26 protein-coding genes are annotated in these 25,908 nt (G+C 63.4%); 15 read left to right on the forward strand and 11 right to left on the reverse strand.

The window, feature by feature from the left end; genetic code table 11:
- Positions 1-249: 249 nt before the first annotated feature.
- Both AC1VVG_RS20265 and epsC read left to right on the forward strand, forming a co-directional pair.
- Complete coding sequence (locus AC1VVG_RS20265) at positions 250-483, forward strand: hypothetical protein (RefSeq protein WP_034189753.1); 234 nt, start codon at positions 250-252, stop codon at positions 481-483.
- A 137-nt stretch (positions 484-620) separates the two neighbouring features.
- Positions 621-1,541: a serine O-acetyltransferase EpsC gene (gene epsC / locus AC1VVG_RS20270; RefSeq protein WP_034189752.1), complete on the forward strand. Its 921-nt coding sequence runs from the start codon at positions 621-623 to the stop codon at positions 1,539-1,541.
- Positions 1,542-1,590: 49 nt separating this feature from the next.
- Here epsC and AC1VVG_RS20275 read toward each other — a convergent pair whose 3' ends face one another.
- From AC1VVG_RS20275 to AC1VVG_RS20285, 3 genes are all read right to left on the reverse strand, one after another.
- A complete protein-coding gene (locus AC1VVG_RS20275; RefSeq protein ID WP_482836077.1) occupies positions 1,591-2,394 on the reverse strand; it encodes an SDR family oxidoreductase in 804 nt (267 codons plus the stop codon).
- Positions 2,394-3,029, reverse strand: a complete 636-nt coding sequence (folE, locus tag AC1VVG_RS20280) for a GTP cyclohydrolase I FolE (RefSeq protein ID WP_034189750.1) — start codon at positions 3,027-3,029, stop codon at positions 2,394-2,396. The genes AC1VVG_RS20275 and folE overlap by 1 nt, the downstream gene beginning before the upstream one ends.
- A 96-nt stretch (positions 3,030-3,125) precedes the next feature.
- Entirely contained in the window at positions 3,126-4,052 is a 927-nt protein-coding gene (locus tag AC1VVG_RS20285) for a LysR family transcriptional regulator (protein WP_049030913.1), read from the reverse strand.
- Between the two features lie 116 nt (positions 4,053-4,168).
- Between AC1VVG_RS20285 and pobA the strand changes: the two genes are divergently transcribed.
- From pobA to AC1VVG_RS20320, 7 genes are all read left to right on the forward strand, one after another.
- On the forward strand, positions 4,169-5,401 hold the full coding sequence (gene pobA / locus AC1VVG_RS20290; RefSeq protein ID WP_034189748.1) for a 4-hydroxybenzoate 3-monooxygenase: 1,233 nt from the start codon (positions 4,169-4,171) through the stop codon (positions 5,399-5,401).
- A gap of 143 nt (positions 5,402-5,544) precedes the next feature.
- Positions 5,545-6,261 carry a 3-oxoacid CoA-transferase subunit A gene (locus tag AC1VVG_RS20295; protein ID WP_021157587.1) on the forward strand — a complete coding sequence of 239 codons (717 nt, stop codon included), beginning with the start codon at positions 5,545-5,547 and terminating at the stop codon, positions 6,259-6,261.
- Positions 6,262-6,325: 64 nt separating this feature from the next.
- On the forward strand, positions 6,326-6,982 hold the full coding sequence (locus AC1VVG_RS20300) for a CoA transferase subunit B (RefSeq protein WP_034189746.1): 657 nt from the start codon (positions 6,326-6,328) through the stop codon (positions 6,980-6,982).
- Between the two features lie 88 nt (positions 6,983-7,070).
- On the forward strand, positions 7,071-8,444 hold the full coding sequence (locus AC1VVG_RS20305; protein WP_482836078.1) for a 3-carboxy-cis,cis-muconate cycloisomerase: 1,374 nt from the start codon (positions 7,071-7,073) through the stop codon (positions 8,442-8,444).
- Positions 8,444-9,229, forward strand: coding sequence for a 3-oxoadipate enol-lactonase (gene pcaD, locus AC1VVG_RS20310; protein ID WP_059556389.1), 786 nt, complete (start codon positions 8,444-8,446; stop codon positions 9,227-9,229). Before AC1VVG_RS20305 ends, pcaD begins: the two co-directional genes overlap by 1 nt.
- Positions 9,230-9,239: 10 nt before the next feature.
- Complete coding sequence (gene pcaC, locus AC1VVG_RS20315; RefSeq protein ID WP_034189743.1) at positions 9,240-9,626, forward strand: 4-carboxymuconolactone decarboxylase; 387 nt, start codon at positions 9,240-9,242, stop codon at positions 9,624-9,626.
- Positions 9,627-9,824: 198 nt separating this feature from the next.
- Positions 9,825-11,183 (forward strand): MFS transporter, encoded by a 1,359-nt coding sequence (locus AC1VVG_RS20320; protein ID WP_482836079.1) that lies wholly within the window; start codon positions 9,825-9,827, stop codon positions 11,181-11,183.
- Between the two features lie 58 nt (positions 11,184-11,241).
- On the opposite strand, the gene AC1VVG_RS20325 is transcribed toward AC1VVG_RS20320, so the two are convergent.
- The 3 genes from AC1VVG_RS20325 to AC1VVG_RS20335 all read right to left on the reverse strand — a co-directional run bounded on the left by AC1VVG_RS20325 (position 11,242) and on the right by AC1VVG_RS20335 (position 12,837).
- Entirely contained in the window at positions 11,242-11,490 is a 249-nt protein-coding gene (locus AC1VVG_RS20325; RefSeq protein ID WP_034189741.1) for a hypothetical protein, read from the reverse strand.
- 108 nt (positions 11,491-11,598) lie between these two features.
- Complete coding sequence (locus AC1VVG_RS20330) at positions 11,599-12,216, reverse strand: LysE family translocator (RefSeq protein ID WP_200086989.1); 618 nt, start codon at positions 12,214-12,216, stop codon at positions 11,599-11,601.
- A 165-nt stretch (positions 12,217-12,381) separates the two neighbouring features.
- On the reverse strand, positions 12,382-12,837 hold the full coding sequence (locus tag AC1VVG_RS20335; RefSeq protein WP_482836080.1) for a hypothetical protein: 456 nt from the start codon (positions 12,835-12,837) through the stop codon (positions 12,382-12,384).
- A gap of 451 nt (positions 12,838-13,288) precedes the next feature.
- On the opposite strand from AC1VVG_RS20335, the gene AC1VVG_RS20340 reads away from it, so the two are divergent.
- Positions 13,289-14,530: an RHS repeat-associated core domain-containing protein gene (locus AC1VVG_RS20340; protein WP_482837189.1), complete on the forward strand. Its 1,242-nt coding sequence runs from the start codon at positions 13,289-13,291 to the stop codon at positions 14,528-14,530.
- Positions 14,531-15,790: 1,260 nt separating this feature from the next.
- Here the strand turns inward: AC1VVG_RS20340 and AC1VVG_RS20345 are convergent.
- The gene (locus AC1VVG_RS20345; RefSeq protein ID WP_482837190.1) at positions 15,791-16,183 is read right to left on the reverse strand and encodes a DUF2384 domain-containing protein; all 393 of its coding nucleotides are present in this window, start codon (positions 16,181-16,183) and stop codon (positions 15,791-15,793) included.
- A 467-nt stretch (positions 16,184-16,650) separates the two neighbouring features.
- Here AC1VVG_RS20345 and AC1VVG_RS20350 point away from each other — a divergent pair, with 467 nt between their 5' ends.
- The 4 genes from AC1VVG_RS20350 (at position 16,651) to AC1VVG_RS20365 (ending at position 19,429) form a co-directional block, all read left to right on the forward strand.
- On the forward strand, positions 16,651-17,562 hold the full coding sequence (locus AC1VVG_RS20350; protein ID WP_034189739.1) for a LysR substrate-binding domain-containing protein: 912 nt from the start codon (positions 16,651-16,653) through the stop codon (positions 17,560-17,562).
- 157 nt (positions 17,563-17,719) lie between these two features.
- On the forward strand, positions 17,720-18,277 hold the full coding sequence (locus AC1VVG_RS20355; RefSeq protein WP_059556384.1) for a carboxymuconolactone decarboxylase family protein: 558 nt from the start codon (positions 17,720-17,722) through the stop codon (positions 18,275-18,277).
- Positions 18,278-18,394: 117 nt separating this feature from the next.
- Complete coding sequence (locus AC1VVG_RS20360) at positions 18,395-18,631, forward strand: hypothetical protein (protein WP_154233783.1); 237 nt, start codon at positions 18,395-18,397, stop codon at positions 18,629-18,631.
- 3 nt (positions 18,632-18,634) lie between these two features.
- Positions 18,635-19,429 carry a hypothetical protein gene (locus tag AC1VVG_RS20365; RefSeq protein ID WP_124609194.1) on the forward strand — a complete coding sequence of 265 codons (795 nt, stop codon included), beginning with the start codon at positions 18,635-18,637 and terminating at the stop codon, positions 19,427-19,429.
- Positions 19,430-19,567: 138 nt separating this feature from the next.
- Here AC1VVG_RS20365 and AC1VVG_RS20370 read toward each other — a convergent pair whose 3' ends face one another.
- On the reverse strand, positions 19,568-20,146 hold the full coding sequence (locus AC1VVG_RS20370) for a TetR/AcrR family transcriptional regulator (RefSeq protein WP_034189735.1): 579 nt from the start codon (positions 20,144-20,146) through the stop codon (positions 19,568-19,570).
- A 169-nt stretch (positions 20,147-20,315) separates the two neighbouring features.
- Between AC1VVG_RS20370 and AC1VVG_RS20375 the strand changes: the two genes are divergently transcribed.
- Positions 20,316-21,755, forward strand: a complete 1,440-nt coding sequence (locus AC1VVG_RS20375) for an alpha/beta fold hydrolase (protein WP_482836081.1) — start codon at positions 20,316-20,318, stop codon at positions 21,753-21,755.
- A 250-nt stretch (positions 21,756-22,005) separates the two neighbouring features.
- Here the strand turns inward: AC1VVG_RS20375 and AC1VVG_RS20380 are convergent, their stop codons facing one another.
- The 3 genes from AC1VVG_RS20380 to AC1VVG_RS20390 all read right to left on the reverse strand — a co-directional run bounded on the left by AC1VVG_RS20380 (position 22,006) and on the right by AC1VVG_RS20390 (position 25,462).
- Positions 22,006-23,352, reverse strand: coding sequence for an MFS transporter (locus AC1VVG_RS20380; protein WP_482836082.1), 1,347 nt, complete (start codon positions 23,350-23,352; stop codon positions 22,006-22,008).
- A 53-nt stretch (positions 23,353-23,405) separates the two neighbouring features.
- Positions 23,406-24,341 (reverse strand): isocitrate/isopropylmalate family dehydrogenase, encoded by a 936-nt coding sequence (locus AC1VVG_RS20385; protein WP_473376004.1) that lies wholly within the window; start codon positions 24,339-24,341, stop codon positions 23,406-23,408.
- Positions 24,342-24,559: 218 nt separating this feature from the next.
- A complete protein-coding gene (locus tag AC1VVG_RS20390) occupies positions 24,560-25,462 on the reverse strand; it encodes a TauD/TfdA family dioxygenase (RefSeq protein ID WP_226227098.1) in 903 nt (300 codons plus the stop codon).
- Positions 25,463-25,908 lie beyond the last annotated feature (446 nt).

Below are 25,908 nucleotides of genomic sequence, written 5' to 3' on the forward strand. Positions count from 1 at the left end.
ATCGAAGCAAATCCCGTTCCGGGCACGACGGGAAAAGGCGCGCGAGCGACCGCCGCAGCCGCGCGGCGCGCACTGATTTGTCATGATTTATTTCAGCTAGAAGACACGTTTTCTACAGAGTATGATTCTTTTCCTGCGAAGCGGCGACAGGGGATGCAGACGCGCCGCCTCTGCCCGCGCCGGGGCGCCGCAGCACCCCTTGGAGACGGGTAGTGAACAACAAAGCAAGGGACTAGAGGTGGCGGATTCATGCAAGCGACTACTGCCTTCACGCACCGCGGTTATCTGTTGAATTGCGCGCCCGCGCGCGCCAGCGACGGGTCGTTCAAGCCCTACGTCGTGATCTCCCGATCGAGCGACGGGGAGCTCGTTGCGAACCGTTTTTTTCCGATCGAGCTCCAGTTCAACGACGAAGGCGACGCGATCGCGCACGCGCGCGACTGGGCCGTGCGATGGATCGACGCGAGCAGCGTCACGATGTGACGCCGCCGCGCCGGTGCAGCACTGGCCGTCCGGTCGAGCCCCGGTGTCCCGCTCCCGGACGAAAAACGCGGTAATCTTGCGGAACCCGTCACTTTATTAGCGGCCGTGCGACCGAGCGCGGCCGCGTGCATTGGCATATGTCGACATCACCCGCCCGTCAGTGGGGCCTCGAAGAAATCGTCGCCGGCTTGCGCGAGTCGCGCGAGGAACTCCATCGCACGCGCCATCCGCGCGGCATCCGCGAACTGCCGTCGCGCGATGCGATCTGCAAGATTGTGACCGGCCTGCGCGCGTCGATGTTTCCGACGCACTACGGCGCACCGGACCTGACCGACGAAAGCGTCGATTATTATGTCGGCCACACGCTCGAAAGCACGCTGCGCATCCTGGCCGAGCAGATTCGCCGTGCGCTGCCGTTCCTGCCCGAGCATGCCGATACGCCGTTCGCCGAGCTCGACGAACGCGCGTTCGAGATCGCGCGCGAATTCGGCCGGCAGTTGCCGGCGGTCCGCGCGCTGCTCGTCAGCGACATCCAGGCCGCGTATGCGGGCGATCCGGCCGCGCAGCACATCACCGAGATCCTGCTGTGCTACCCCGGCGTGTTCGCGATGATGCACCATCGGCTCGCCCACGCGCTGCACCGGCTTGGCGTGCCGCTGCTCGCGCGCTTCATCAATGAAATCGCGCACTCGGCCACCGGCATCGATATCCACCCGGGCGCGCAGATCGGCCCGAGCTTCTTCATCGACCACGGCACCGGCGTGGTGATCGGCGAAACCGCGATCATCGGCGAGCGCGTGCGCGTGTACCAGGCCGTCACGCTCGGCGCGAAGAGTTTCCCGGCCGATGGCGAAGGCGCGCTGGTGAAGGGCAATGCGCGGCACCCGATCGTCGAGGACGACGTGGTGATCTACGCGGGCGCGACGATTCTCGGCCGCGTGACGATCGGACGCGGCTCGGTGATCGGCGGCAACGTGTGGCTCACACACAGCGTGCCGCCTGGCACCAGCGTCGCGCAGGGCAAGGTTCGCGAAGGCGGGAGCGCCGAGAAGCCGTAACGCGGCGGGCGGCGGCGCGCCCGCTTCGCACGGGCGCGCGCCGTGTGCGTCAGTGCTTGCCGTCCGGCGAGCGGTGCTTGTACAGCACGTCCTGGTCGACGCGGATCAGGTTCTGTCCCGCATCGACGACGAAATCCACGCCGTTGTACGCATTGCCGGTCAGCAGCAGGATCGCGCTCGCGACGTCGTCGGGGCCGGCGATGCGCGCGAGCGGCGTCGACGCGCGGCTCGCGTGTTCGAAATCGGCCTGCGTCTGGTCGTCGCTCGGCAGCATCAGCCCGGGGAACACCGCGTTCACGCGCAGCACCGGTGCGGACGACAGCGCGAGCATCTGCGTGAGGTTGCCGAGCGCGGCCTTCGCGACCGTGTAGCTGAAGTGGTCGCGGTGAAAGTTTTCCTTGATCTTCTGGTCGACCACGTTCACGACGACGCCCTGCGTGCCGGCGGCGCGCGCCCGTTCGTAGAATGCCCGCGTGAGCAGGATCGGCGCGCGGCAGTTGACGGCCCATGCCTGGTCGAACGCCGCGAGGTCGAAGCTCGGGAAATGGTCCTGCCAGAACACCGACGCGTTGTTGACCAAGACGTCGAGGCGCCCGAAGCGCGCATACACCTGGTCGATCAGCGCGGTGATCTGCGCGGCATCCGACAGGTCGGCCTGCAGCGCGACCGCATCGTGCCCGCTTTCGGCGATCGCGCGCGCGGTTGCCTGCGCCGCATCGGCCGAGCGGTCGTAATGCACCGCGGTGCGAAAGCCGTGCTTCGCGAAATACTCGGCGAACGCACGCCCGGCTCGGCGCGCGGCGCCGGTCACGAGCACGACGGGCGCGTGCGCCGCTTGCTTCGTCTGCGCCATCAGGTATTCGTGAGGTTGACTGAAGAAGGATTCGCGACGATCGACAGGAATTCGCGCCGCGTCGACGGATCGGTGCGGAACGTGCCGAGCATACGCGACGTGACCATCTCGACGCCCGGCTTGTGCACGCCGCGCGTCGAGATGCACTGGTGCGCGGCTTCGAGGATCACGCCGACGCCCTTCGGCTGCAGCACGTCGAACAGCGTGTCGGCGATCTGCACGGTCATCTTTTCCTGGATCTGCAGGCGCTTCGCGAATGCGTCGACGAGGCGTGCGAGCTTCGAGATGCCGACCACGCGATGGTTCGGCAGATACGCGACGTGCGCGCGGCCGATGATCGGCACCATGTGGTGCTCGCAGTAGCTCTCGAAGCGGATGTCCTTCAGCACGATCATCTCGTCGTAGCCGTCGACTTCGCTGAACGTGCGCGCGAGGATGTCGCGCGGCTCCAGCGCGTAGCCGGCGAAGAACTGCTCGTACGCGCGCACGACGCGCGCGGGCGTATCGATCAGGCCTTCGCGCGCGGGATCGTCGCCGGCCCAGCGCAACAGCACGCGGACGGCGTCTTCCGCTTCTTCGCGGCTCGGCCGGGTGACGGCCGGCTCGGGCCGCACGGTTTTCTTTCCCTTACCCATGTAGTGGCTCCATCGAAGGCCGCCTCCGGCGGCCGATATCCGGCCATTGTTTCATGCTTTCGCGGGTCGTGCGTGCGGCCCCGCGCTCACCCTTCGTCACTTCGGCCATTCGTCCTGCTCGTCGTTGAACAGCGACGCGACGACCCCGCGCAGCCAAGCGGTGCGCGGATCGTTGTGGTACTTGCGGTGCCAGTGCTGCTTCAGGTCGAAGCGCGGCAGCGCGAGCGGCGGCTCGACGGGCACGATGAACGCGTGCTCGGCCGCATATGCGTAGCCGATCGCGTGCGGCACCGTCGCGATCAGGTCGGTGCGGCTCAGGATGAACGGCAGGCTCATGAAGTGCGGCGTCTCGAGCACCGCGCGGCGCTGCATGCGCTGCTTCGCGAGATATTTCTCGAGCACCTCCTGGCTGCGGCCTTCGGCGCGCACCACCGCATGGCCGCAGGTGAGGAACTGCTCGACCGTGAACGGCGGCGTCTGCTCGAACGGATGGCCGCGCCGCATCAGGCACACGAACCGGTGCGTGAACAACCGCTGCTGGAAGAAGTTGTTGCCGTCGAGGTCGGGGAAGTAGCCGACCGCGAGATCGATCGACCCGGCTTCGAGGCCGCGCCCGACTTCGTCGTGCGCGAGCGAGACCGAACGCAGGTTCGCGTGCGGCGCGCGCGTCGCGAACGCCTGCAGCAGCTTCGGCAGGAACACGATCTCGCCGACGTCCGACAGCGCGATCGAGAACGTATGCGTGCTCGCGGCCGGGTCGAAGTCGTGCGGCGCGACGAGGCCGCGCTCGATCTGCGCGAGCGCGTCGCGAGCGGCCGGCAGCAGCGCGAGCGCGCGCGGCGTCGGCTCCATCCCGCGCGACGTGCGCACGAACAGCGGATCGCCGAAATACTCGCGCAGCCGCCCGAGCGCGGTGCTCACGCGCGGCTGGCTCACGCCGAGCAGGTCGCCCGCGCGGCTCACGTTGCGCGTGTCGTCGAGCGCGACGAGGTAGGGAATCAGGTTCAGATCGAGCGCTTCCATCGCCGGGCCAGTATCGTCAAAACGTATACAACATATCTCCTGAATCGCGTTGCCGCATAGTCGGGAAAGCGCTCAAATGTGTTCCATTACTCGAACCAATGTTCAGGAGACGAACAATGCGCACCCAGGTCGCCATCATCGGCGCCGGTCCGTCCGGCCTTTTGCTTTCCCATCTGCTGCGCCTGCAAGGCGTCGATTCCATCCTCGTCGAAGCGCGTTCGCGCGAATACTGCGAGAACCGCATCCGCGCCGGCGTGCTCGAGCAGGGGACGGTCGACACGCTGAACGAAGCCGGCCTCGGCGACCGGATGCGCCGCGAAGGGCTCGAACATCACGGCATCGAACTCCTGTTCGACGGCCGGCGCCATCGCATCGACCTGTCCGAGCTGACCGGCGGGCGCGCGATCACCGTCTACAGCCAGCACGAAGTCGTGCGCGACCTGATCGCGGCCGGCGTCGAGCACGGCCACCCGATGCACTTCGAGGTCAGCGACGTCGCGCTGCACGATGTCGAAGGCGAGCACCCGTTCGTCACGTTCAAGCATGCGGACGGCCGCGCGGACCGCATCGACTGCGACTACATCGCCGGCTGCGACGGCTTCCACGGCATCGCGCGCCAGACGATTCCCGCGGAGCGGCTGAAGACGTTCGAGCGTGTCTACCCGTTCGCGTGGCTCGGCATCCTCGCCGACGCCGCGCCGTCGCTCGACGAGCTCGTGTACGCGCATCACGACAACGGTTTCGCGCTGTTCTCGATGCGCTCGCCGACGGTCACGCGCCTGTACCTGCAGTGCAAGCCCGACGAGGATCTCGCCGAATGGTCCGACGCGCGGATCTGGGACGAACTGCACACGCGCTTCTCGAACGACACGGGCTGGACGCCGACCGAGGGCCGGATCACGCAGAAGAGCGTGACGCCGATGCGCAGCTTCGTGTCGGAGACGATGCAGCACGGGCGCCTGTTTCTCGCCGGCGATGCCGCGCATATCGTGCCGCCGACCGGCGCGAAGGGGATGAACCTCGCGGTGGCCGACGTCCGCGCGCTGTCCCGCGCGCTTGGCGCACGCTACCGGACGGGCGACGCGACGCCGCTCGACACCTATTCGGCGACCTGCCTCGAACGCGTGTGGCGCGCCGAGCACTTCTCGTACTTCATGACGAACATGCTGCACGCGTCGCCGGACGACTCGCCGTTCGTCAATCGCCTGAAGTTTGCCGAACTGAAATACGTGACGCGCTCGCGGGCCGCCGCGCAGTCGCTCGCCGAAAACTACGTCGGATTGCCGTTCGACGACGCGACGGCCCCCGAGGGAACCCGCCTTGACAACGCGCTGTGCGCGCCTCTATGATCGGCCCATCGTTCGCTAATCGAATCTAGGTTCGGTTAGCGAACAAATGCCGGGATCGACGTCGGCCCCGGCGCGGCACGCGGCACGCGCGTGTCCCCTCGACAGGCCGCGCATCGAGCCGCGGGTTCGTATCAGGAAGAGACATGGTCAACAAGATTTTCGAATCGCTCCAGTCGGCGGTGGCCGACATCCACGATGGCGCGACAATCATGATCGGCGGCTTCGGCACGGCCGGCATGCCGTCCGAGCTGATCGACGCGCTGATCGAGCAGGGCGCGCGCGACCTGACGATCGTCAACAACAACGCGGGCAACGGCGAGACCGGCCTCGCGGCGCTGCTGAAGGCGAAGCAGGTACGCAAGATCATCTGCTCGTTCCCGCGCCAGAGCGATTCGCAGGTATTCGACGGGCTGTACCGGGCGGGCGAGATCGAGCTGGAGCTCGTGCCGCAGGGCAACCTCGCGGAGCGCATCCGCGCGGCAGGCGCCGGCATCGGCGGCTTCTTCACGCCGACGGGTTACGGCACCAAGCTCGCGGAAGGCAAGGAAACGCGTGTGATCGACGGCAAGCCGTACGTGTTCGAGACGCCGATCCACGCCGATTTCGCGCTCGTGAAGGCGTACAAGGGCGATCGCTGGGGCAACCTCGTGTACCGCAAGACCGCGCGCAACTTCGGGCCGATCATGGCCAGCGCCGCGAAGGTCGCGATCGTGCAGGTGTCGGAAGTCGTGCCGCTCGGCGCGCTGAACCCGGAACACATCGTGACGCCGGGCATTTTCGTCCAGCGCGTCGTCGAGGTGCCGCAGGCCGCGCACGCGGCCGAGCTGGCCGCCGAACACGCCGCTTCGCAAGCTGCCTGACCGAACTTTGTATGGGACCGGAGCAAGCGCTGAAGCGTCAGCCCCGGTCGCCAGGAGACCCGACATGAAACGACTGACCCGCGATGAAATGGCCAAGCGCGTCGCCCAGGACATCCCCGAAGGCGCGTACGTGAACCTCGGTATCGGCGTGCCGACGCTGGTGGCGAACCACCTCGACCCGAGCAAGGAAATCTTCCTGCACAGCGAGAACGGCCTGCTCGGCATGGGCCCCGCGCCCGCGCCGGGCGAGGAAGACGACGAACTGATCAACGCCGGCAAGCAGCACGTGACGCTGCTCACCGGCGGCGCGTATTTCCACCACGCCGATTCGTTCGCGATGATGCGCGGCGGCCATCTCGACTACTGCGTGCTCGGCGCGTTCCAGGTGTCGGCGACCGGCGACCTCGCGAACTGGCATACGGGCGCACCCGATGCGATTCCGGCCGTCGGCGGCGCGATGGATCTCGCGATCGGCGCGAAGCAGGTGTTCGTGATGATGGAGCACCTGACGAAGCAGGGCGAAAGCAAGATCGTCGCGCAGTGCTCGTATCCGGTCACCGGCGTGCAATGCGTAAGCCGTATCTATACGGATCTCGCGGTGCTCGACGTGACGGCCGACGGCCTCGCGGTGAGCGAGATCTTCACCGACCTGTCGTTCGACGAACTGCAGAAGCTGACCGGCGTGCCGCTGATCGACGCGACGCAGAAGGCCGCTGCCTGAACCGCCGGCGTGCCGGCGCGTGCGCTCGCGCGCAGGCCGGCCCGCTTGGGTGGACAATAGGCACACGCCGTTTCCCCAATCCGATGCCATGCTTGAAGACAGCGCCCGCCTGACCTCCCTCATCTGCGGCACCGAGCCGCTCAACCGGATCTGGTCGCCCCGCGCGACGATCCAGCGGATGCTCGACGTCGAGGCCGCGCTCGCGCGCGCGCTCGCCGCGCGGCAGGTGATTCCCGCCACCGCGGTCGCGCCGATCGAACGCGCATGCGACGCCGGCCGGCTCGACGCCGACGCGCTCGCGCACGGCGCGGCGCTCGGCGGCAATCTCGCGATTCCGCTCGTCAAGCAGCTCACCGCGCAGGTGAAGGCCGACGACCCCGAGGCCGCGAAGTTCGTGCATTGGGGCGCAACGAGCCAGGACATCATCGATACCGCGACCGTGCTGCAGCTGCGCGACACGCTTGACGTGCTCGAACCGATGCTCGACGAAGCGTGCGCGTCGCTCGCGGCGCTCGCGCGCACGCACCGCGCGACGCCGATGATCGGCCGCACGTGGCTGCAGCAGGCGCTGCCGATCACGCTCGGCCTGAAATTCGCCCAGTGGCTCGACGCGCTGCTGCGCCATCGCGCGCGCTTCGCCGAATTGCGCGCGCGGGCGCTCGTGCTGCAGTTCGGCGGCGCGGCCGGCACGCTCGCGAGCCTGCGCGAGCAGGCGAGCGGCGTCACTGCCGCGCTCGCGGCCGACCTGCGGCTTGAAGCGCCGGCCGTGCCGTGGCATACGCAGCGCGACCGCATCGCGGAAGCCGCGTCCTGCTTCGGGATGCTGACGGGCACGCTCGGCAAGATCGCGCGCGACGTGTCGCTGCAGATGCAGACCGAAGTCGGCGAGCTCGGCGAACCGGCGGCCGCCGGCAAGGGCGGCTCGTCGACGATGCCGCACAAGCGCAACCCGGTCGGTTGCGCGGCGGTATTGACCGCCGCGGTGCGCGCGCCGGGCCTCGTCGCGACCGTGTTCGCGGGGATGGTGCAGGAGCACGAACGCGCGCTCGGCGGCTGGCAGGCCGAATGGGATGCGCTGCCCGACCTCGCGCGCCTGACGGGCGGCGCGCTCGCGCAGATCGCGCAGATCGTCGCGGGGATCGACGTCAATACCGAACGCCTCGCCGCGAACCTTGACCTCACGCACGGGCTGATCCTCGGCGAAGCCGTGATGCTCGCGCTCGGCGACCGCATCGGCCGGCTCGATGCGCACCATGTCGTCGAGCATGCGTCGAAGGAAGCGGTGCGCACCGGTGCGACGCTGTTCGACGTGCTCGCCGCCGATGCGACCGTGTCGGCGCACCTGTCGCGCGACGCGCTCGCGCGGCTGCTCGATCCCGCACATTACGTCGGCGAGGCGCAGGCCTATGTCGACGCCGTGCTCGCGTTGCATGCGGGCGCGCAACAACCAGGAGAACATTGATGCCTTTCGCCACTGTCAACGGCGTGAAACTGCATTACCGGATCGACCGTGCCGCGCGCGCCGACGCGCCGTGGCTCGTCTTCTCGAACTCGCTCGGCGCCGACCTGCAGATGTGGGCACCGCAGATCCGCCCGCTCACGCAGCACTTCAACATCCTGCGCTACGACACGCGCGGCCACGGTCATTCCGACGCGCCGGCCGGTTCGTACACGATCGAGCAGCTCGCCGGCGACGTGATCGGCCTGCTCGACCACGTCGGCATCGACTGCGCGCATTTCTGCGGGATTTCGATGGGCGGGCTGACGGGCGCGGCGCTCGCCGCGCGCTACCCGTCACGCATCGTGCGCGCGGTGCTGTCGAATACCGCCGCGAAGATCGGTTCGCCGGAAGTGTGGGTGCCGCGTGCGCAGAAGGCGCGTGCCGAAGGCATGGCCGCGCTCGCCGACGCCGTGCTGCCGCGCTGGTTCACCGACGCATTCGTCGAACGCGAGCCGCGCCTGTTCGACGCGATCCGCGACACCTTCGTGCATACCGACAAGGACGGCTACGCGGCGAACTGCGACGCGCTGAACGCCGCCGACCTGCGCGAGGAGGTGAAGGGCATCACGCTGCCGGTGCTCGTCGTGACCGGCGCGAAGGACATGTCGACGCCGCCCGACCAGGGCCGCGCGCTTGCTGCCGCGATTCCCGGTGCGCTGCACGTCGAATTCGACGCCGCGCACATTTCGAACATCGAGTGCACCGACGGCTTCAACCGTGCGCTGCTCGATTTCCTGAACGCGTGAGGTAACGGCGATGGACGACCAGGAACGTTACGAAGCAGGGATGAAGGTGCGCCGCGCGGTGCTCGGCGACGCGCACGTCGACCGCTCGCTCGAGAACCGCACCGAGGTGACCGACGAATTCCAGAATCTGATCACGCGCTATGCATGGGGCGAGATCTGGACGCGCGACGGCCTGCCGCGCCATACGCGCAGCCTGCTGACCATCGCGATGATGGTCGCGCTGAACCGCGGCGAGGAACTGGCGCTGCACCTGCGCGCCGCGCGCAACAACGGCGTGACGCGCGACCAGATCAAGGAAGTGCTGCTGCAGACCGCGATCTATTGCGGCGTGCCGGCCGCGAATTCCGCGTTCCATCTCGCGGACAAGATCTTCAAGGAACAGGACGCGGCCGCGTAAGACGGCCGGTCAGGCGCGGCCGGCTGAGGGCGGCCGGCCGCCGTCGCGCGGCTTGCTGTCGCAAGCGGGTCGCGCGATGGGATCGATGAACGTGCCGGCAGAGCATCGGCACGCGGCGCACCGGATGGCCGGTGCGCGAACAAAGAAAGGGCACGGCTTCATGCCGTCTTGCTCGTACCTATATCCAGGAGACTCGCGATGAATCGCGCACCCGTGGTCGATGTCCAGACCTTCATCAACGAGCAGCCGTTCGGCGGCTTTCAATGGCTCGTGTTCCTCATGTGTTTCGTGATCGTGCTGCTCGACGGCTTCGATACGGCCGCGATCGGTTTCATCGCGCCGTCGCTGCTCGGCGAATGGAACCTGACCAAACCCGATCTCGCCCCGGTGCTGAGTGCCGCGCTGTTCGGCCTCGCGTGCGGCGCGCTCGTGTCGGGCCCGCTGTCCGACCGGCTCGGGCGCCGCTCGCTGCTGCTCGGCTCGGTGTTCCTGTTCGGCGTCGCGTGCCTGATGTCCGCCTTCTCGAACACGATCGGGCATCTGACGATCCTGCGTTTCATCACCGGCGTCGGGCTCGGCGCGGCGATGCCGAACGCGGTCACGATGATGGGCGAGTTCTGCCCGGACAAGCGCCGTGCGACCGTGATCAACCTGATGTTCTGCGGCTTCCCGCTTGGCGCCGCGTTCGGCGGCTTCCTGGCCGCGTGGATGATTCCGCATTTCGGCTGGCGCAGCGTGCTGGTGCTCGGCGGCGTGACGCCGCTGGTGCTCGGCGTGCTGTTGCTGCTGAAGATGCCGGAATCGGTGCGCTTCATGGTCGCGAGCGGTCAGTCCATCGACAGGATCCGCGCCACGCTCGCGCGCATCTCGCGCGACGCGCTGAACGCCGGCTCGTTCGCGATGACCGAAGCCGCGCCGCAAACCGGCAGCAAGGGCCTCGGCGTCGTGCTGTCGCGCTCGTACATCGTCGGCTCGGTGATGCTGTGGCTCGCGTACTTCATGGGCCTCGTGATCTTCTACGCGTCGATCAACTGGATGCCGATCCTGCTGAAGGATGCGGGGCTGACGCCGAAGAGCGCGACGCTGATCTCGGCACTGTTCCCGCTCGGCGGTGTGGGCGCCGTGCTGTGCGGCGTGCTGATGGACCGCTTCAACGCGAACCGCGTGATCGCCGTGTGTTACGCGCTGACGGCGGTGAGCGTGTACGCGATCGGGCAGGCGGCCGGCAACGTCGGGCTGCTCGTGCTGATCGTGTTCGTGGCCGGCGTGCTGATGAACACCGCGCAATCGTCGATGCCGGCGCTGGCCGCCGCGTTCTATCCGACCGAAGGGCGCGGCACGGGCGTCGCGTGGATGCTTGGCGTCGGCCGCTTCGGCGGGATCGCGGGATCGTTCCTCGTCGCCGAACTGACGCGCCGGCACTTCTCGTTCGCGGGCGTGTTCGCGACGATCGCCGTTGCGGGCGTGCTCGCGTGCATCGCGTTGCTGATCAAGCAGACGGCGCGGCCGCATGGCGTCGCGCAGCCGGCCGGCAAGATCGAGTCGCTCGGGCATTGAGCGACGCAAGGGCCGGTGCGTTGCGCCGGCCCCGCTTCCAGCGGCCCCGCTCGGGCCGCTATTCTTCCGCGTCGTGTTCCTTGACGAAATTGCGCAGATAAGCGCGCAGTGCGGCCTCCCGGCCGCGATGATCGTCGTGGTTCGCGGCGCCCATCTCTTCCTCGTCGCCGAACAGTGTCGGCGGCGCGCAGTAAGTGCCGACTTCGATGTTCTCGCGCAGCACGCGGATATCGTGCGTGAGCGGGTGATACTCGGCGATCCAGTGCACGCCCTCGATGTGTTCGCCCGCCCTCAGCAGTGGCTTCATCGGCTTGTCTCCCGACAGCTGCGGCGCAACCGGCGAAGCGGTTGCGCGCGCCCGTACCAAAAGGGTACGCCTGCCTTGCGCGAATCTCAACGGGCGCGCCGTGAGCGCTTACTGCGGCAGCAGGTGCGCGACGAGCGGATACAGAGACAGGATCAGCAGCACGGCCATCGTCACGTTGAAGATGCGCAGCGCGCGGGGATTCGACAGGAAGCGGCGCAGGCCGAGGCCGAACGCGGCCCACAGGCAGATACACGGGAAGCCGATCAGGATGAACACGACGGACATCCATGCGGCATTCATCCCGTAGTCGGCGGACAGGCGGACCGTCGTCGCGGCGGTCAGCACCATCATCCAGGCTTTCGGGTTGACCCACTGGAACGCGGCGGCTTCGACGAACGTCATCGGCCGCGGCTTGGCGCCGTGCGCCTTCACCTCGCCCGACGTGCCGATGCGCCACGCGAGGTACAGCAGGTACGCGACGCTGGCGGCCTCGAGGATCGTATACAGCAGCGGCAGGCGCTTGAACGCCTCGCCGAGGCCGAAGCCGACGCTGAGCATCAGGATCGCGACGCCGATGCTGATGCCGAACAGGTGCGGCATCGTGCGGCGGAAACCGAAGTTGACGCCGGATGCGAGCAGCATCGTGTTGTTCGGGCCGGGCGTGATCGACGTGACGAGCGCGAACAGCATGCCGGCGGGCAACGCGCTGAGGGTGAGGAATTCCATCGCGGATTCTCCATTTCTGTTCTGGACTGGGATGGAGGTCAGTTTAGCGACGGTTTTCTGTACAGTACCGGTACAGTTATGTGGATGGATGCCGGTACGGGGGGATGCTGCTTGGGGGGCTCGGTGTGGTGCGTGTGTGGGTTCTCAGAAAAGATGTCCGCAGTCTCAATATGTTGTCTTTGAATATTCGAGGCGTAGCTGCGAAAAATAAGGCTCATTAAACCTTGATTTTGAGAAATGTACGAGTAAACACATTTTTTTATTTGGAATATCACTCGCGGCGAGTGGCCGCTCGAACTCAAAGCGACCTCGGAATTCCCCATCGATGTACTGGTACTCGGGCATATACTCCAACAGACGATCAGGTAACGTGACTTCGTTTGAAACCATGTAGCCGGTATTTCGTGCCGCATAGTCCTCGTACCGCTTGTAGCGCTCCCATGCATCACGAATACGCAGAGCGTTCGCGGGTGAGCCAAGGATCCATGCAGTTTGGCGCTCGCGATCGCCACCTCTTGCGTAGCGTGTTGTCCGTCCGATCTGTTGTACCAGCTGTCTGGCATTGCTCATGAGGTCAAAAACGCCAACGGCAACGAATGTGGGATCATCAGTTCCCTCCATAAGTTTTTCTGATGTATCCAGAACGTGGCTCTTGGTTGTACGCGTCGCGCAGCGGAAACGCTTGTGAAGCGGAGCGGATTGTCCGGCGTACTTTTCGCCCTATCATGAATGAGAACGGACTGCGTGTCGAAAACTCGGTCTACCTCCGACTGGAGGAGGTAGAGAGTCTCGAGATCGTCTCCGCGCATCATCACCTTTGGTTGCTCGTCATCGCGGAGCCAGCGTGCCGATCTCGTCAGTCGAGCCGGCAGCTCTCGATGCAATATATCGACGAATTGTGCAATGGCCGGTTCGCGCCCATCTACCGGATCCACTTCGGGAACGATAACTTCAGCTGAACGGATAATCCGGTCATCGACTGCCTGTTGCAAATCGCCTCGCAGGTATCACGCAAGGTAGTGCGCAGGTAGCGTTTACCTACGATGCTGCCAGCCGGCGGTCGACATTGACGTTGCCGAATGGGATCGTTGCGACGTACAGCTACGATGTGGCAAATCAATTGAGCGGCATCTCCTATGCGAACGGCAGTACTACCGTTGGCAACCTGATCTACGCGTACGACAACGCCGGCCGACGTACGCAAATTGGAGGATCGCTTGCCAGTATGAACCTTCCAGCCGCGCTCACGAGTGCAACCTATGACGTGGACAACCGCTTGACCAACTGGGCCGGGACTACGCTCACCTATGACGCAAACGGCAATCTCACCGGCGATGGTAGCCTCACGTATGGATGGGATTCGCGTGGTCGGCTAGCCTCCCTGTCTGGGACGGCGACTGCGAGCTTTGTCTACGACGCGATCGGACGGCGAACTGTGAAGACGGTCAATGGGACTGCAACGAATTTCCTTTATGATGGACCGAACGCGGTGCAGGAATTGGCAGGGGCTACGCGCACTGCGAACTTGCTCAGCGGCCTCCGCATAGACGAGATCTATAGCCGAATCGATGGCCTTGGCGCTCGGAGCTTCATCACCGATGCGTTGGGCAGCACGGTCGCGCTCACGGATACGAGCGGTGTGCTCAAGACATCCTATGCTTACGAACCGTACGGAAAGTCGTCCGCAACGGGCGAAACCAGCAGTAATAGCGCTCAATACGCCGGACGCGAGAACGACGGCACGGGCCTTTTCTACTACCGAGCGAGATATTATCAACCCGTTCTCGGGCGCTTCTTGAGCGAAGATCCGATCGATTTGAATGGAGGAGCGAACTTATACGCCTACGTGGGCGGAAACCCTTCAAGCTATATTGACCCCTATGGGAAGTTCATCTTCAATTTGGAGGCCGCCGGAGTAGGGGCCGCAATAGGGGGTATCGCAGGTGGGCTAACGGCCTATTTGCAGGGAGGTTCGTTCTCGGATATCGCGGTCTCTACTATCGCTGGTGGCCTCGTAGGAGGACTTTCCGGTCTCACACTCGGAGCGTCGGAAGCGCTAGCAACGGGGGCGATCTCCAGTGCCGCAGGAAACGCGGCAGGCCAGTGGCTTACCGGGAACCATGGAATTGATCCGGGGCAAGTTTGCTTAGCTGCTGGCGCTGGAGCCGCGGGCGCACTGACCGGAATCGGGGCAGCGGCAGTTGGGTCTAGTCCTATCGGAGCTGCTGCTGCGGGCGGTCTAGCCACTGCTGAAACTCAAGCCTTGTTCGATATTGGAACGTGGTTCAATACACGGTTCCCGTCTAAGAGATGACGAATGTCAGATATATTTCAAATATTAATCGGGTCGGCATCAGCTTATCTCCTTGGTATGTCATTCGTAGGATACGCTTGCATTTTAATGGTCATAAAGGATCGTGTGCCAAGCAACCGCAAAAACGCTAAAATTTGTCGTTGTTTGGCATTTTTTCATTACATACTCGGGATGCTTGCGGTAGGTGCGGTTCCAATCATTGCTTATGGTCGACTCAGAGGCGAAATTTCAGTGCAGTCGGTCACCTCATTTATTTTAATGAGCATTGTTATGATAGGGATAATTATCCTTGCAATCAGGTGGATCAACTCTAAATCGGAGTCGAATTGAGAGTTTTCAGTATTCTGAATTACTCGAGTCGACATCTTCTCATGATGGCAATATCATAATTGCGTTCGATTTTCTACCTGGGGGTCATTTAAAATATCCATTTTTGAGGTGGTTTTTGCCGTGTCTCTCTCCTCGCTTTAACCGTAAGCAGCGTCGAAAGTCGGTGCTTAAACGGGCAGGGGCTCACGTCCGTTCCCTTGTTTTTGTGGGCTGACGGTAAAATTTGTCTGCTGGCTTTGCGGTTGCCGACGTTGCGCCAGATCCACGATAACATGCTCGACTTGGTCAGCGCTGATCTTGCGTTGTTTCTTCTTTCTCGCTTGGAGTCCATTTCGATCGATACGACTCGAGTCGGCGTGGTATGTGCGAGAGGGAGTTTTGCTTCATCGTCTAGCCCTGCGTGCAGCGGTGAACGCGACAAAGGTAGAAATACGGAGACATTCTGGCAAGGGCATTCAAGGTCGCAGGTAGCCCCAACGACCGGAATTTCACCGACAGGCTGAATTGGGGGTACAGACGGAACGTAATTCTTCAACGATCAGACAGATTACATCTACAACTCTCGTAGCAAGAAATACCTTCGCGTCGATTGTACGCATCTCGATTACGCGAAGGATCTAATGAGATGGATCCACAACGAAGTCACCGACGGTATCAGCTGTTCGGCTGGGTACTGGTCGATCGTGATGATGGCCTGCCGACGCTATCGGCTCCGAGATACGCAATTTCCGGGTAGACCTACGGTTAAATGAGCGTGAAAAAGAAAATGCCGGCTCATCAGGCAGGCATTTGAGGAGATGAGGCAGGAACATACCGCGGGATCACGCCCAATCCAGTAAGTTTCGCTCCCTATTTTCTAGGGCCGCGCATTCGTCGGCTACGACATGAGAGTAGCCGCGAATTTGCGGAACGGTAACGTATGCGCTCGACCTATCCAGCCGCGCCAGCCCCGAGCGATGTGACGTATAGCAGCCTGTCTTCAGTGCGCCCTTCGGAAACGAGGTGTTTAGCAGTCTTGCAATCAAAGGTTGGCAGCGGTTCATTGCGATACCAAAATAGCGTGTTTCGTACGTCTCCGGATATATCCGTTGCAGCTCGGATGACCCGCAGCGCGTCTTGAAGATACTTTTGCACGCTTTCGGCGCCGGGAAGACGACTGATGCTATTGCGATAGACATGGGCCGGCCGTGCGAGTGTCCGCATATCGATATGCAGGGCGGCCGCGAAGCGTCGCGCCGAGACGATCGGAGCAGCGCTCTCCGAGTCCTTCAAAGACGCCTGGAAGTGATCGAAATCGAGGAGTGGCGTTGAATCTCGGGCCAGATTAGGGTCCGCGGAAGCTTTCTCGGCGCACAGTCTGTGCGTATTTATAGTACAAGAAGTGCCGACATCGCTGGCCGCTGAAACGCTCGTCCATTGCGCTGCCGGTCGCCGAGTTCCGTCGAGGCGCTTAGGCAGGGCCGTGACATTCCGAAGGACACCTTTTCCGAGAATTTCCGGGGCTGCGGACATCTTTTCTGAGACAAGAAGCATGCGGCGTTCTCAAAAAAGATGTCCAAGCCCTTGATCTGTCGAGGAGACCAAAGACACCTTTTCTGAGAGCCCACACGTGTTTGTAAAACCAGGAGATTCCGGTGCATCCCCCGATGTCGTTTTTATGGCCAACATCTACTCCGACTACGCGGCTTCGTCAGGCCCCGGCCAGTGTGGACAGAGCCTTCTCCGATATTTCACCCAAAAAAATGATAGTTTCATATCCATAGATCATCTTTCATTGGGTGGAAGATTAAGTGGACAAACTGGAAGCAATGTCGATCGTGCTGCTCACGATCGAAAAAGGTAGCCTCACTGCGGCCGCGAAAGCCTTGAATATGCCGCTGCCGACCGTGAGCCGGAAGGTCACGGAACTCGAAGCGTATCTCGGCACGAAATTGCTGCATCGTTCAACGCGCAAGCTGACCTTGACCGATGCCGGCCAAGCATACGTCGCGTCTGCCAGACGCATCATGGAAGACATCGAGGAAACCGAACGCGCCGCGGCTGGCGAGTACACCACTCCACGGGGAGAGCTGGTGCTCACCGCGCCGGTGCTGTTCGGCCATGTATACATCTTGCCCATCGTCACGGACTTCCTGGCTGCCTATCCCGAGATCAACGTCCGGTTGGTTCTCTCGGATCGGAACCTTCATCTCTACGATGACCACGTTGACATGGCAGTTCGCATCGGCACCCTGCCGGACAGCAACATGATTGCAACGCGTGTCGGCGCCATGGATACACTCGTGTGCGCTTCGCCGGCCCTGCTGGCTGCGCACGGCAAACCAAAACACCCGAGCGACCTGGAAAAGCTTCCGTGCGTTGTCTTCGCCGGCCCTTCCACCGCAACATGGTGGTTTCGGGATCCGTCGACCCAACGTGATTTCAACGTCAACATCACTCCGCGCCTGTCCGTGACCACGGCTGAGGCAGCGGTACAGGCGGCGCTCCGTCACACCGGTTTGACGAGGGTGTACCGCTACCACTGCGATGCCGCGCTCCGCACCGGGGAGCTTGTCCACGTCCTTCCGAAGTTCGATGTCGAGTCGATTCCTGTCAGTCTCGTCCACGGAGAGCGCGGGCTGTTGCCGCTCAAGATGAGAGTCTTCCTCGACTTCGCAACCGACCGGTTGCGCTCGGCGATGTCGGAGCTGGGTAAGGCCTGACGGGCGTTCGCTCCAAGGAGTGCGCTCTTTCCAATTCCTCAATACTTTCACTGGATGGAATGTCGGTTCTCGAAAATAGCCAATTATTGTTTTGGGTGGAAGTCACTACTATCTCTCCTACCGAAGCCACGGTGGCTCGGATTAACGGAGAAATCTCATGGCCCGCCTTGCAATCCCCTCGAAAGAAGCCGCTCCCGCCAAAGCGCAACCGATCCTCGCGAACTACGAGAAAGTTCTCGGTGTGATCCCGAACTTCTTCGCCCTGATCTCGCAATCCCCCGACGCACTGAAGGCGATCGCCGACATGCACGGTGCGCTCGGCAAGAGCCTCGGTCACAAGACCCGGGAGCGCATCCACGTGATGACCGCCGAAGTGAACGGCTGCAGCTACTGCCTGTCGGCCCACACCTACCTCGGCGCCAAGCTGCAGGGGCTGACGCCGGAAGACATGGAGCTCAATCGCGACGGCCATTCGACCGATCCGAAGGCCGACGCCGCGCTGCAGTTCGCCTACAAGATCGCCATGTCGCGCGGTCACATCGAAGACGCGGATGTCGAAGCCGTACGTGCCGCGGGTTACACCGACGAGCAGATCGTCGACATCGTCGCCGAGACCGCGTTCAGCTTCATCACCAACCTCTTCAACAACACGTTCAAGACCGACATTGACGCGACGTTCCCGCCGCTTCGGACGCGGGCCCGTCAGGCCGCCTGAAGTCCGGGTGGTCCGGGCGTCCTATGAAGCGTCCGGCTGCCTGGCCTCGATGGCTGGCTGCTCCGTTCTGGCCACGCGCAATTCCCTATGCGCGCGTGGTTGGTCGGAACGCTTCTATTGATGCAATCCGCTGGATGGTCGCGCCTGGTAGCGAAGCAGCTTGGTCATCTCGGCGATGCCGACATCGCTGCAGTGAGGCATGCGGGCTACGACGACGCACCGAGCGTCGAAATCGTTGCACTCGCCGCCGTGAATGTCTTCACCCACGACCTCGACGAAGTGGCTAAAACCCACATCGACTTCCCCGTTGTGGCCGATCTGGCAGATCGACTGCATGCAGCAGAGACCCGATGAATCATGGACCATCCGCGCTTCGTTGATCCGCGTATAGCGAACGGACGAGCAAGAGTCATTTCAGATGCGACGTCTCAGTTCGCGTTTTCCAGGGTATTTGATGGCGCGATAAAGCGGGTATCAAAGCAGTGGCGACCCGGGATGAGCGGCAGGAAGGCATTCCGCTACATGGAACGTGTGCTGAAGCCGGAACTCGACAAGCACCTGATCACGTTTCCGCTGATACGCCTCGGCGAAATGACCATGTACTGCGGATTGTTCGAGCAACGTGGCGCCACTGGCGGGCTGGATTTCTTCTTCTTCGTCTGTTCGTCGGCTGTGCGGCCGGAAGACGGTCTCATGTACCGGATCGAGGTTAGCCAGCATGCAATGCAACGGATCATTCAGCGGACGGGCCGAACCGGCGAGGACGAGATCCGCACACGCCTCTATACCGCCATGGCAAATATCTATTGGTTGCAGCCGTGGATCTACCGGGACAAATGGTTGCAGTTGGGGCTCGCGTGCGAAGAAGGCGTATTTGTTGGCGAAGTGCGAGACGACTGCTACAGCATCAAGACGTTCATCCCGGCGATCGACAACGGCAGACCGTCGCGATGGCGCGATTTGCACGCCGACCTGTGGCCCCGGATCCAGCGACGCGTTCCCCGCGACAAGACGTACGAAGCGGATCAACGCTCGATTGGCGACTGGTACTTCTTCGCGGACGGGCTGACACGGCGTCATCCCTTCCTGCTGAGGCCTTATGTACCGGGACACGATTATCTCGACGCGGCATGGGCGAGTCGTCCGGTTTGATTCTGGAAATATCTGAAAGGTTAGCCGGAGCGTCACATGCCGCGCATGGAAAAAGGCCGTTCAATGCGTGCGATTCGCCCGCCGATGCCCTATGTCGCCCCGGAATCACCAGACGCCATCGGAAGCTGGCGACGAGACCTACTCCGGAGCGTGTTCCCTGCCTTCCTTCGAAAGTTCGAGCAACGCGGCCATGGCCCGCTTGTACGGCCCGAGATCGCCGTTTGCCGCCTGCAGGATGAGCGCTCCTTGCAGGCGAGCAACCCAGTCCTCCGCGAAATGCCGCGCCCGCGCCGGCGACATGCCACTTTCACGCGCCAGGGCTTCGATGGCGTCGATCCAGTGCGAAAACGCCAGCAACAAACCCTGTTTCGCAACCGAGCCGATGTTGGCCGTGGCGAGTTGACCGAGCACGCAGGGGGCGCGCCCACCGACGTACATCTGGTCCAGCGTGGCCACGATTTTGCGAATGCGGGCTTTCAGCGTGCCGGACGAGTGCGCCGCGTTCAGGATTTCGCTGTCGATTACCGCTGTCGCGCGCTCCAACACGGCCTCGGCCATCTGCTCCTTTCCCTCGGGGAAGTGGTGATAGAGGCTCGACTTGCCGAGACCGGTTGCGCGCGACAGATCGGCGATCGACGCCCCGTCGAAGCCGCGATCCCGGAACACCGTGAACAGCCGGTCAATGATTTCGTCTTTCGATGCCTGAGCGGTGGCCATAGATCTTTTCGCTTCCCAAAAAGTACTGATCGTTCGGTACAGGCGGAAGGGTAAGTTGCCTTGCTCGTTAAATCAACCTTGACGCCCATCATTCCCGGATGTACTGTACCGATCGTTCGGTACAGTACATCCGGGCCGACGCCTCATTCCGTGATCCAGGAGATTTTCGATGTCCACACGCGTGACCTATCAAACCGCCTCCGTCGCCGATCGTCGTACCGGCTCGGCCCTCAATCTGTTCTACCGGGAAGCCGGCCAGAAGGACGCGCCCGCGGTGCTGCTGCTGCACGGTTTCCCGACTTCGAGTCATCAGTATCGCGGGCTGATCGAGCGTCTCGCCGACAAGTACTGGGTGATCGCGCCGGACCTGCCCGGTTTCGGTTTCTCCGACGCCCCGGAAGCGAAGGCGTTCGGCTACACCTTCGACCATCTCGCGGAAGTGATCGAGCGCTTTACCGACACGCTCGGCCTGACGCGCTACGCGCTGTACGTTTTCGATTACGGCGCGCCGGTGGGCTTCCGTCTGGCTGCGTCGCGCCCGGATCGCGTGTCCGCACTCGTCTCGCAGAATGGCAACGCGTACGAGGAAGGCCTGAGCGACGGCTGGAATCCGATGCGTGCATACTGGCAGAACCCGTCCGATGCGAACCGTGAGCAACTGCGCGGTTTCCTGACGGCCGGTACCACGCAGTTCCAGTACCGGCATGGCGAGGCGGATACGTCGCACATTGCGCCGGAGAGCTACACGCTCGACCAGCACTTCCTCGACCGCGCGGGTAACGACGAGATCCAGCTCGACCTGTTCGCCGACTACAAGGCGAACGTCGCGGCCTATCCGCGCTTCCACGAATACTTCCGCACGCATCGTCCGCCGACGCTGGCGGTGTGGGGCAAGAACGATCCGTTTTTCCTGCCGGCGGGAGCCGAGGCGTTCAAGCGCGATATCCCCGATGCCGAGGTGCATTTCGTCGATGGCGGTCATTTCCCGCTCGAGTCGCATCTGGACGAAGTGGCCGGCATCATTCGCGCATTCTTCGCGCGCACGCTGGACGTCGCACAAGGTCAGGCGCTGTTTGGCGGACTGGACGACGTGTCTGCGTCGGCGGAGGCCCAGCCGCTGTTCGACGCGATGCGCGGCGTATTCGGTTTCGTGCCGAATCTCGGCCACGCGCTTGCGGTCGAACCGCCGGTGCTGTCGGCTTACCTGCAGTGGCTCCATGCTCTCGGTGCGACGTCCCTCGATGCGGTGGCGCAGCAGGTCGCAATGGCGGCCGCGAGCCGCGTGAATGCCGCGGACTACGGCGTGGCCGTCCACGCGACGCTGGCCGGCAAGCTCGGTGCCGCCGCGGACGTGGTCGACGCGTTGCGTACCGGCAGCGCGCTTGCCGATCCGAAGCTCGAAGCGGTGCGCCAGTTCGCGACAGCCATCGCATCGAAGCGCACGCAGGTATCGGATAGCGACGTGAACGCGCTGAAGGCGGCGGGCTTCGACCGCCGCGCGGCGGTGGCGATTGCGATGGCCGTGGCCGGCAAGACGCTCGTCAACACGGTCGCGCACCTGTCGAAGATCGAGATCGATGCGGGTTTCCTGCCGGACCCCGCTGCCTGACCTGCTGCGGCGGGGCGGCCGTAAATGGCCGCCCGGCAAGCAGCCTCGAGGATCGAGAGCATGTCGGGTAGTCAGCTCGACCGCGCGCGACGCGGCCGCGATGATCCCGGACACACGCCGGATCGTTTCGACGAGATCGCGTTGCTGGCGCATCTCGCTATCGACGGCGGGCCAGATGCGGCCCGCTGTCGGTTGACCGATCACCGCCGCCGGCCTGACTTTTTCACGTCGGCCCGCCGGTCGCGCGTGCCTATTCGGTCTCCAGCGTCGACGCACCGGGAACGACGTGCGAGGGACCCGGTCGAAGCACGATCAACAGCGCACCTGCCGCCATCAGGCTCGATAGCATATAGAGTGCCGGCGTCGTCGAATGGATCGTATCGTGGACCCAACCGATGAAATACGGGCTGACGAAGCCGGCGATCTGCCCGAGCGAATTGATCAGTGCGACTCCGGCCGCGGGTGGGCGATTGGGCAGCGACGACGTGAATGGCCAGAACATCGCGATGCCGGTCAGCGTGCCTGCGGTCGCCAGCGTCAGGCCGACGATCGACAGGATCATGTCGCCGCCCGCGCCGCCCGTGAGCAAGAGTCCCAGAAAGCCGATCAACAACGGCACCCCGAGATGCAGACGGCGCTCCTGGCGGAAGTCGGCGGAACGGCCGACGACGACCATCGAGATACTCGCCGCAAGATAGGGCACCGCGCTTGCGAGGCCGATCTGGCCCGGCTTCGTGACGCCGAGCGCGTGAATGATCGTCGGCAGCCAGAAGTTCATCGCGTAGGCGCCCATCTGGATGCAGAAGTACACGAAGCCGAGCGACAGGACTGTTCGGTCGAACAGCACATGGCTCGTCGAGCCTGTCGGGTGTGCGGGCAGGGCACGCGTGCGCGCGTCTCTATCGAGATCCTCGCGGACCATCTGCTTTTCGGCATCAGTCAGCCAGGACACCTGTTCGACGCGATCACGCAGCACGAACAGCAGCAGGATGCCGAACAGGACGGTCGGCGCGCCCTGCAGCAGATAAAGCCACTGCCACGCGGACAGGCCGGCGCGACCGCCGGCGAAATAATCGAGCATCCAGCCGGACAACGGTCCGCCGACCGCGCCTGACACCGGAATCGAAACCAGAAACAGCGACAATACCCGGCCGCGATGCTTGGTCGAGAACCATTGCTCGAGATACAGCACGATGCTCGGAAAGAAGCCGGCTTCCGCCACGCCGGTCAGAAATCGCAGCGCATAGAACGATGCGGGTGTCTTCACCGACAGCAGGGCGGCCGACAGCGTGCCCCATGAAAGCATCAGGATGCACATCCAGCGGCGCGGCGACACGCGGCGCAATACCAGGCTGCTCGGCACGCCTGCACACACATATCCGACGAAGAATACGCCGGCACCGATCCCGAACGCCGTGTTGCTCATTCGGAGTTGATCGAGCATCTGCAGCTTGGCAAAGCCGACGTTGATGCGATCGAGATAGTTGCACATGTAGCAGACGAACAGGATCGGGATGATGCGTAGCGTCGCGGTTCGATACGCGCGCTCGAGCGCGGCCGGCCGATGCGTCGGCGATGATGAAAAGGCGGGGGACATGTCGAATTCTCCGTGCAGGAAGCGGGCCGGAAGTGACCGGTTGCCGCGTGCATTCAGTGGCGTAGCGACGGAATCGCGTCGAGGATCTGCGGCGGGTACGCCGGACGGTCCGGCATCGCGTCTTGCGGCGGGTGGCGAAGCAGCAGCGACACCGCGTTTGCAGCCGCGCGCGCCTCGAGGTCGACCTCGAGGCCGGCCGGCAGGTCCATGTGCACCGGCAGGCCGATCTCGTACAGCACGGCCGGGCCGTCCCCCACGCGGGCACGGGTGAGCAGACCGGGAAAGCCGGTCAGTGCGCTCGCGTGCGCGGCCAGCAGCGGCGCGAGGTCGCCGCCTGCGAGGACCGTATCGAACCCGTCCGGCTCGACGATGAACCGCTCGATCGCCTGCTCGACCAGCAGATGCTCGAGCTGAACGTCCGGGTACTGCAACGCGGTCTCGGACACGATGTCGCGCCACATCCCCATCACGTCCAGGCGATCCGACCGGTCGACCGAGGTCAGGCGTCGTGAGCGAGCGCCGGCCAGCCTGAAGGCCCGGTGCGCGAGGCGACGGATGTCGCTCTCCGTATAGCGCTGCGTATACCAGCCCACGAGCTCGCGTTCGCCCGCGACGACGCCGCTCGTATGCGTGTTCTTCGTGCCGCGCGACGCATCGCCCAGAATCAGGCAATCCGTTGCGCGTGCATGCCGCGCGGACACGGGAGAAAACCGCTTCAGCTCCGCCGGGATGGAGATCGCATGAAGTTCGGTATGCAGCCCGGCTACCTTGGCGAATGCGGCGACGGCCGTCGCATGTCTCGCGCCGGGTGTGGCAAGCACGATGTCCGATTCGAAACAGGCCGAATACGCGCCGTCATCGGGCGTGCCCGCGTCGACGCACGTGTAGTCGAGCGCGCCGTTGCGCGACTTGAGATCGTCGAGCAGCGCGATCACGTGACGGACGAGCGGGGCGGCGCGATTCGCGCCGGGAATGATCAGGATATGCATGATGAGAGACCTGTGCCGTTGGCGGCATGCGTGACGATTGCTGCGTCACGCATGACGAAAGACCGAGGGGACTGGCGTGGGACGAAGGAGCGGCAGGGACGCCGATCGCCGGATAGGCGAGGGCGTGCTGCGTCACGCGCGCGGTACGCGCGTGACGAACCACTCCGGCCTTGGCGATGCAAGGCAGGGTGCGACCGCGACGGCAGTCGATTGGAAAATCAGGCGAGGGCGGCCGATTCGCGGACGAGGCCGGGCTGTTCCGCGAAGTAGTGGTCGAAGCGGTGCATGCTCGCGTCGTCGCGGAAGCTGTAGGTCTTCAGAAGCCAGCGCTTGAGCGCGTCTTCGTGATCGTTGACCTCGATCAGTTCGCGGTTGTGGAGCGCATCCTGATTCGCGAACGAGAACAAGTCGCCGGTGCGGATCTGCACGCGTTCCTTGTTGGCTTTCACGATCGCGTTTTTCAGCGACAGCAGTGCGTCGATTGCGCCGAGCGGCGCGCCCGGGGCGTAGGTGGTACGCGTGTCGTAATAACGGAAGCTGTGCGCGTTCTCGAGGATCACGTGCCGGTCCGACACCGTCTGATTCAGGTTCGAATCACGGGAGTATTCGTCGTACGGCGTGATGAAGTGCGGTTCGCGCAACAAGGCCTGATGCGCCTCGCTGATGTGATCGAGCAGCGCGCGGCCGTCGAGGAAGCCCGTGTAGATGCGATTGGCGTCGTTGCAACGCATGCCGAGCAGGCTGAGGTAGTCGGCCCGCACCGGGTGAGCCGTGCGGTCGTTGTGGAAGAACAGTTCGCCGTCCGTTTTCTGCGTCTGGGTCTGGCTATATTTCTTGTGGGCGTAGACGTCGTGGAAGAAGTCGCCGTTGTTGCGGGTCTGGTACGCGAGCAGCGGGGTCCGCGTCAGTTGGGCGAACAACTCGAGCAGCGCCTCGCCCACGTAGGATTTCTTCTTCGCGTACTTGTCCTGGACCGGATCATTCTGATCGAAGACCGGAATCGTGTCGTCGAGCGGGACATTGCGCAGCAGATGCGCGTAGCGCTTCTGGCCGGTTCGTTCGTTGCGGATGGTTTCGCAGACGTTCAGAAAGAAGACCGGAATGCTGCCGTTCTCGACCAAGGCGCCGATACCGCGATGAAACCCCGAGTAATCCTGGTAGGGGCTTTTATCGATTTTTCGTAGCGCGGTCGATAGGTCGCTTTTTTCTTGGTCGGAAAATTCAAACGTCGACTTCATAATATCCTCGATAAGGTAAGAAACTTCAACGCGAATTTCCAGCCCGGCCGGGCGGGAACACTACATCGCGCCCGGCATGAGGGTTCATGACGGGCACCGAATTCTTTGTTTCCGTATTCGAGAATTTCTGGTCGCAGGCGAGCCGGTTCCTTGCCAACGGAACGTTCTCCTGGCGACAGGCGTGCAAAAGCAGTCTGTTTTTAAACAAACATTGAATATTTAAATTTGATAATTTAAGGACTGCTTTTTAATGGAATCGTAAAGTTTCGATCCGTTTGATGGTCTTCATCTGGTTTATCTCTCAGGTTCCATTGTGGGTGGTTGGTGCG

The organism is Burkholderia sp. L-4 (assembly GCF_056856535.1).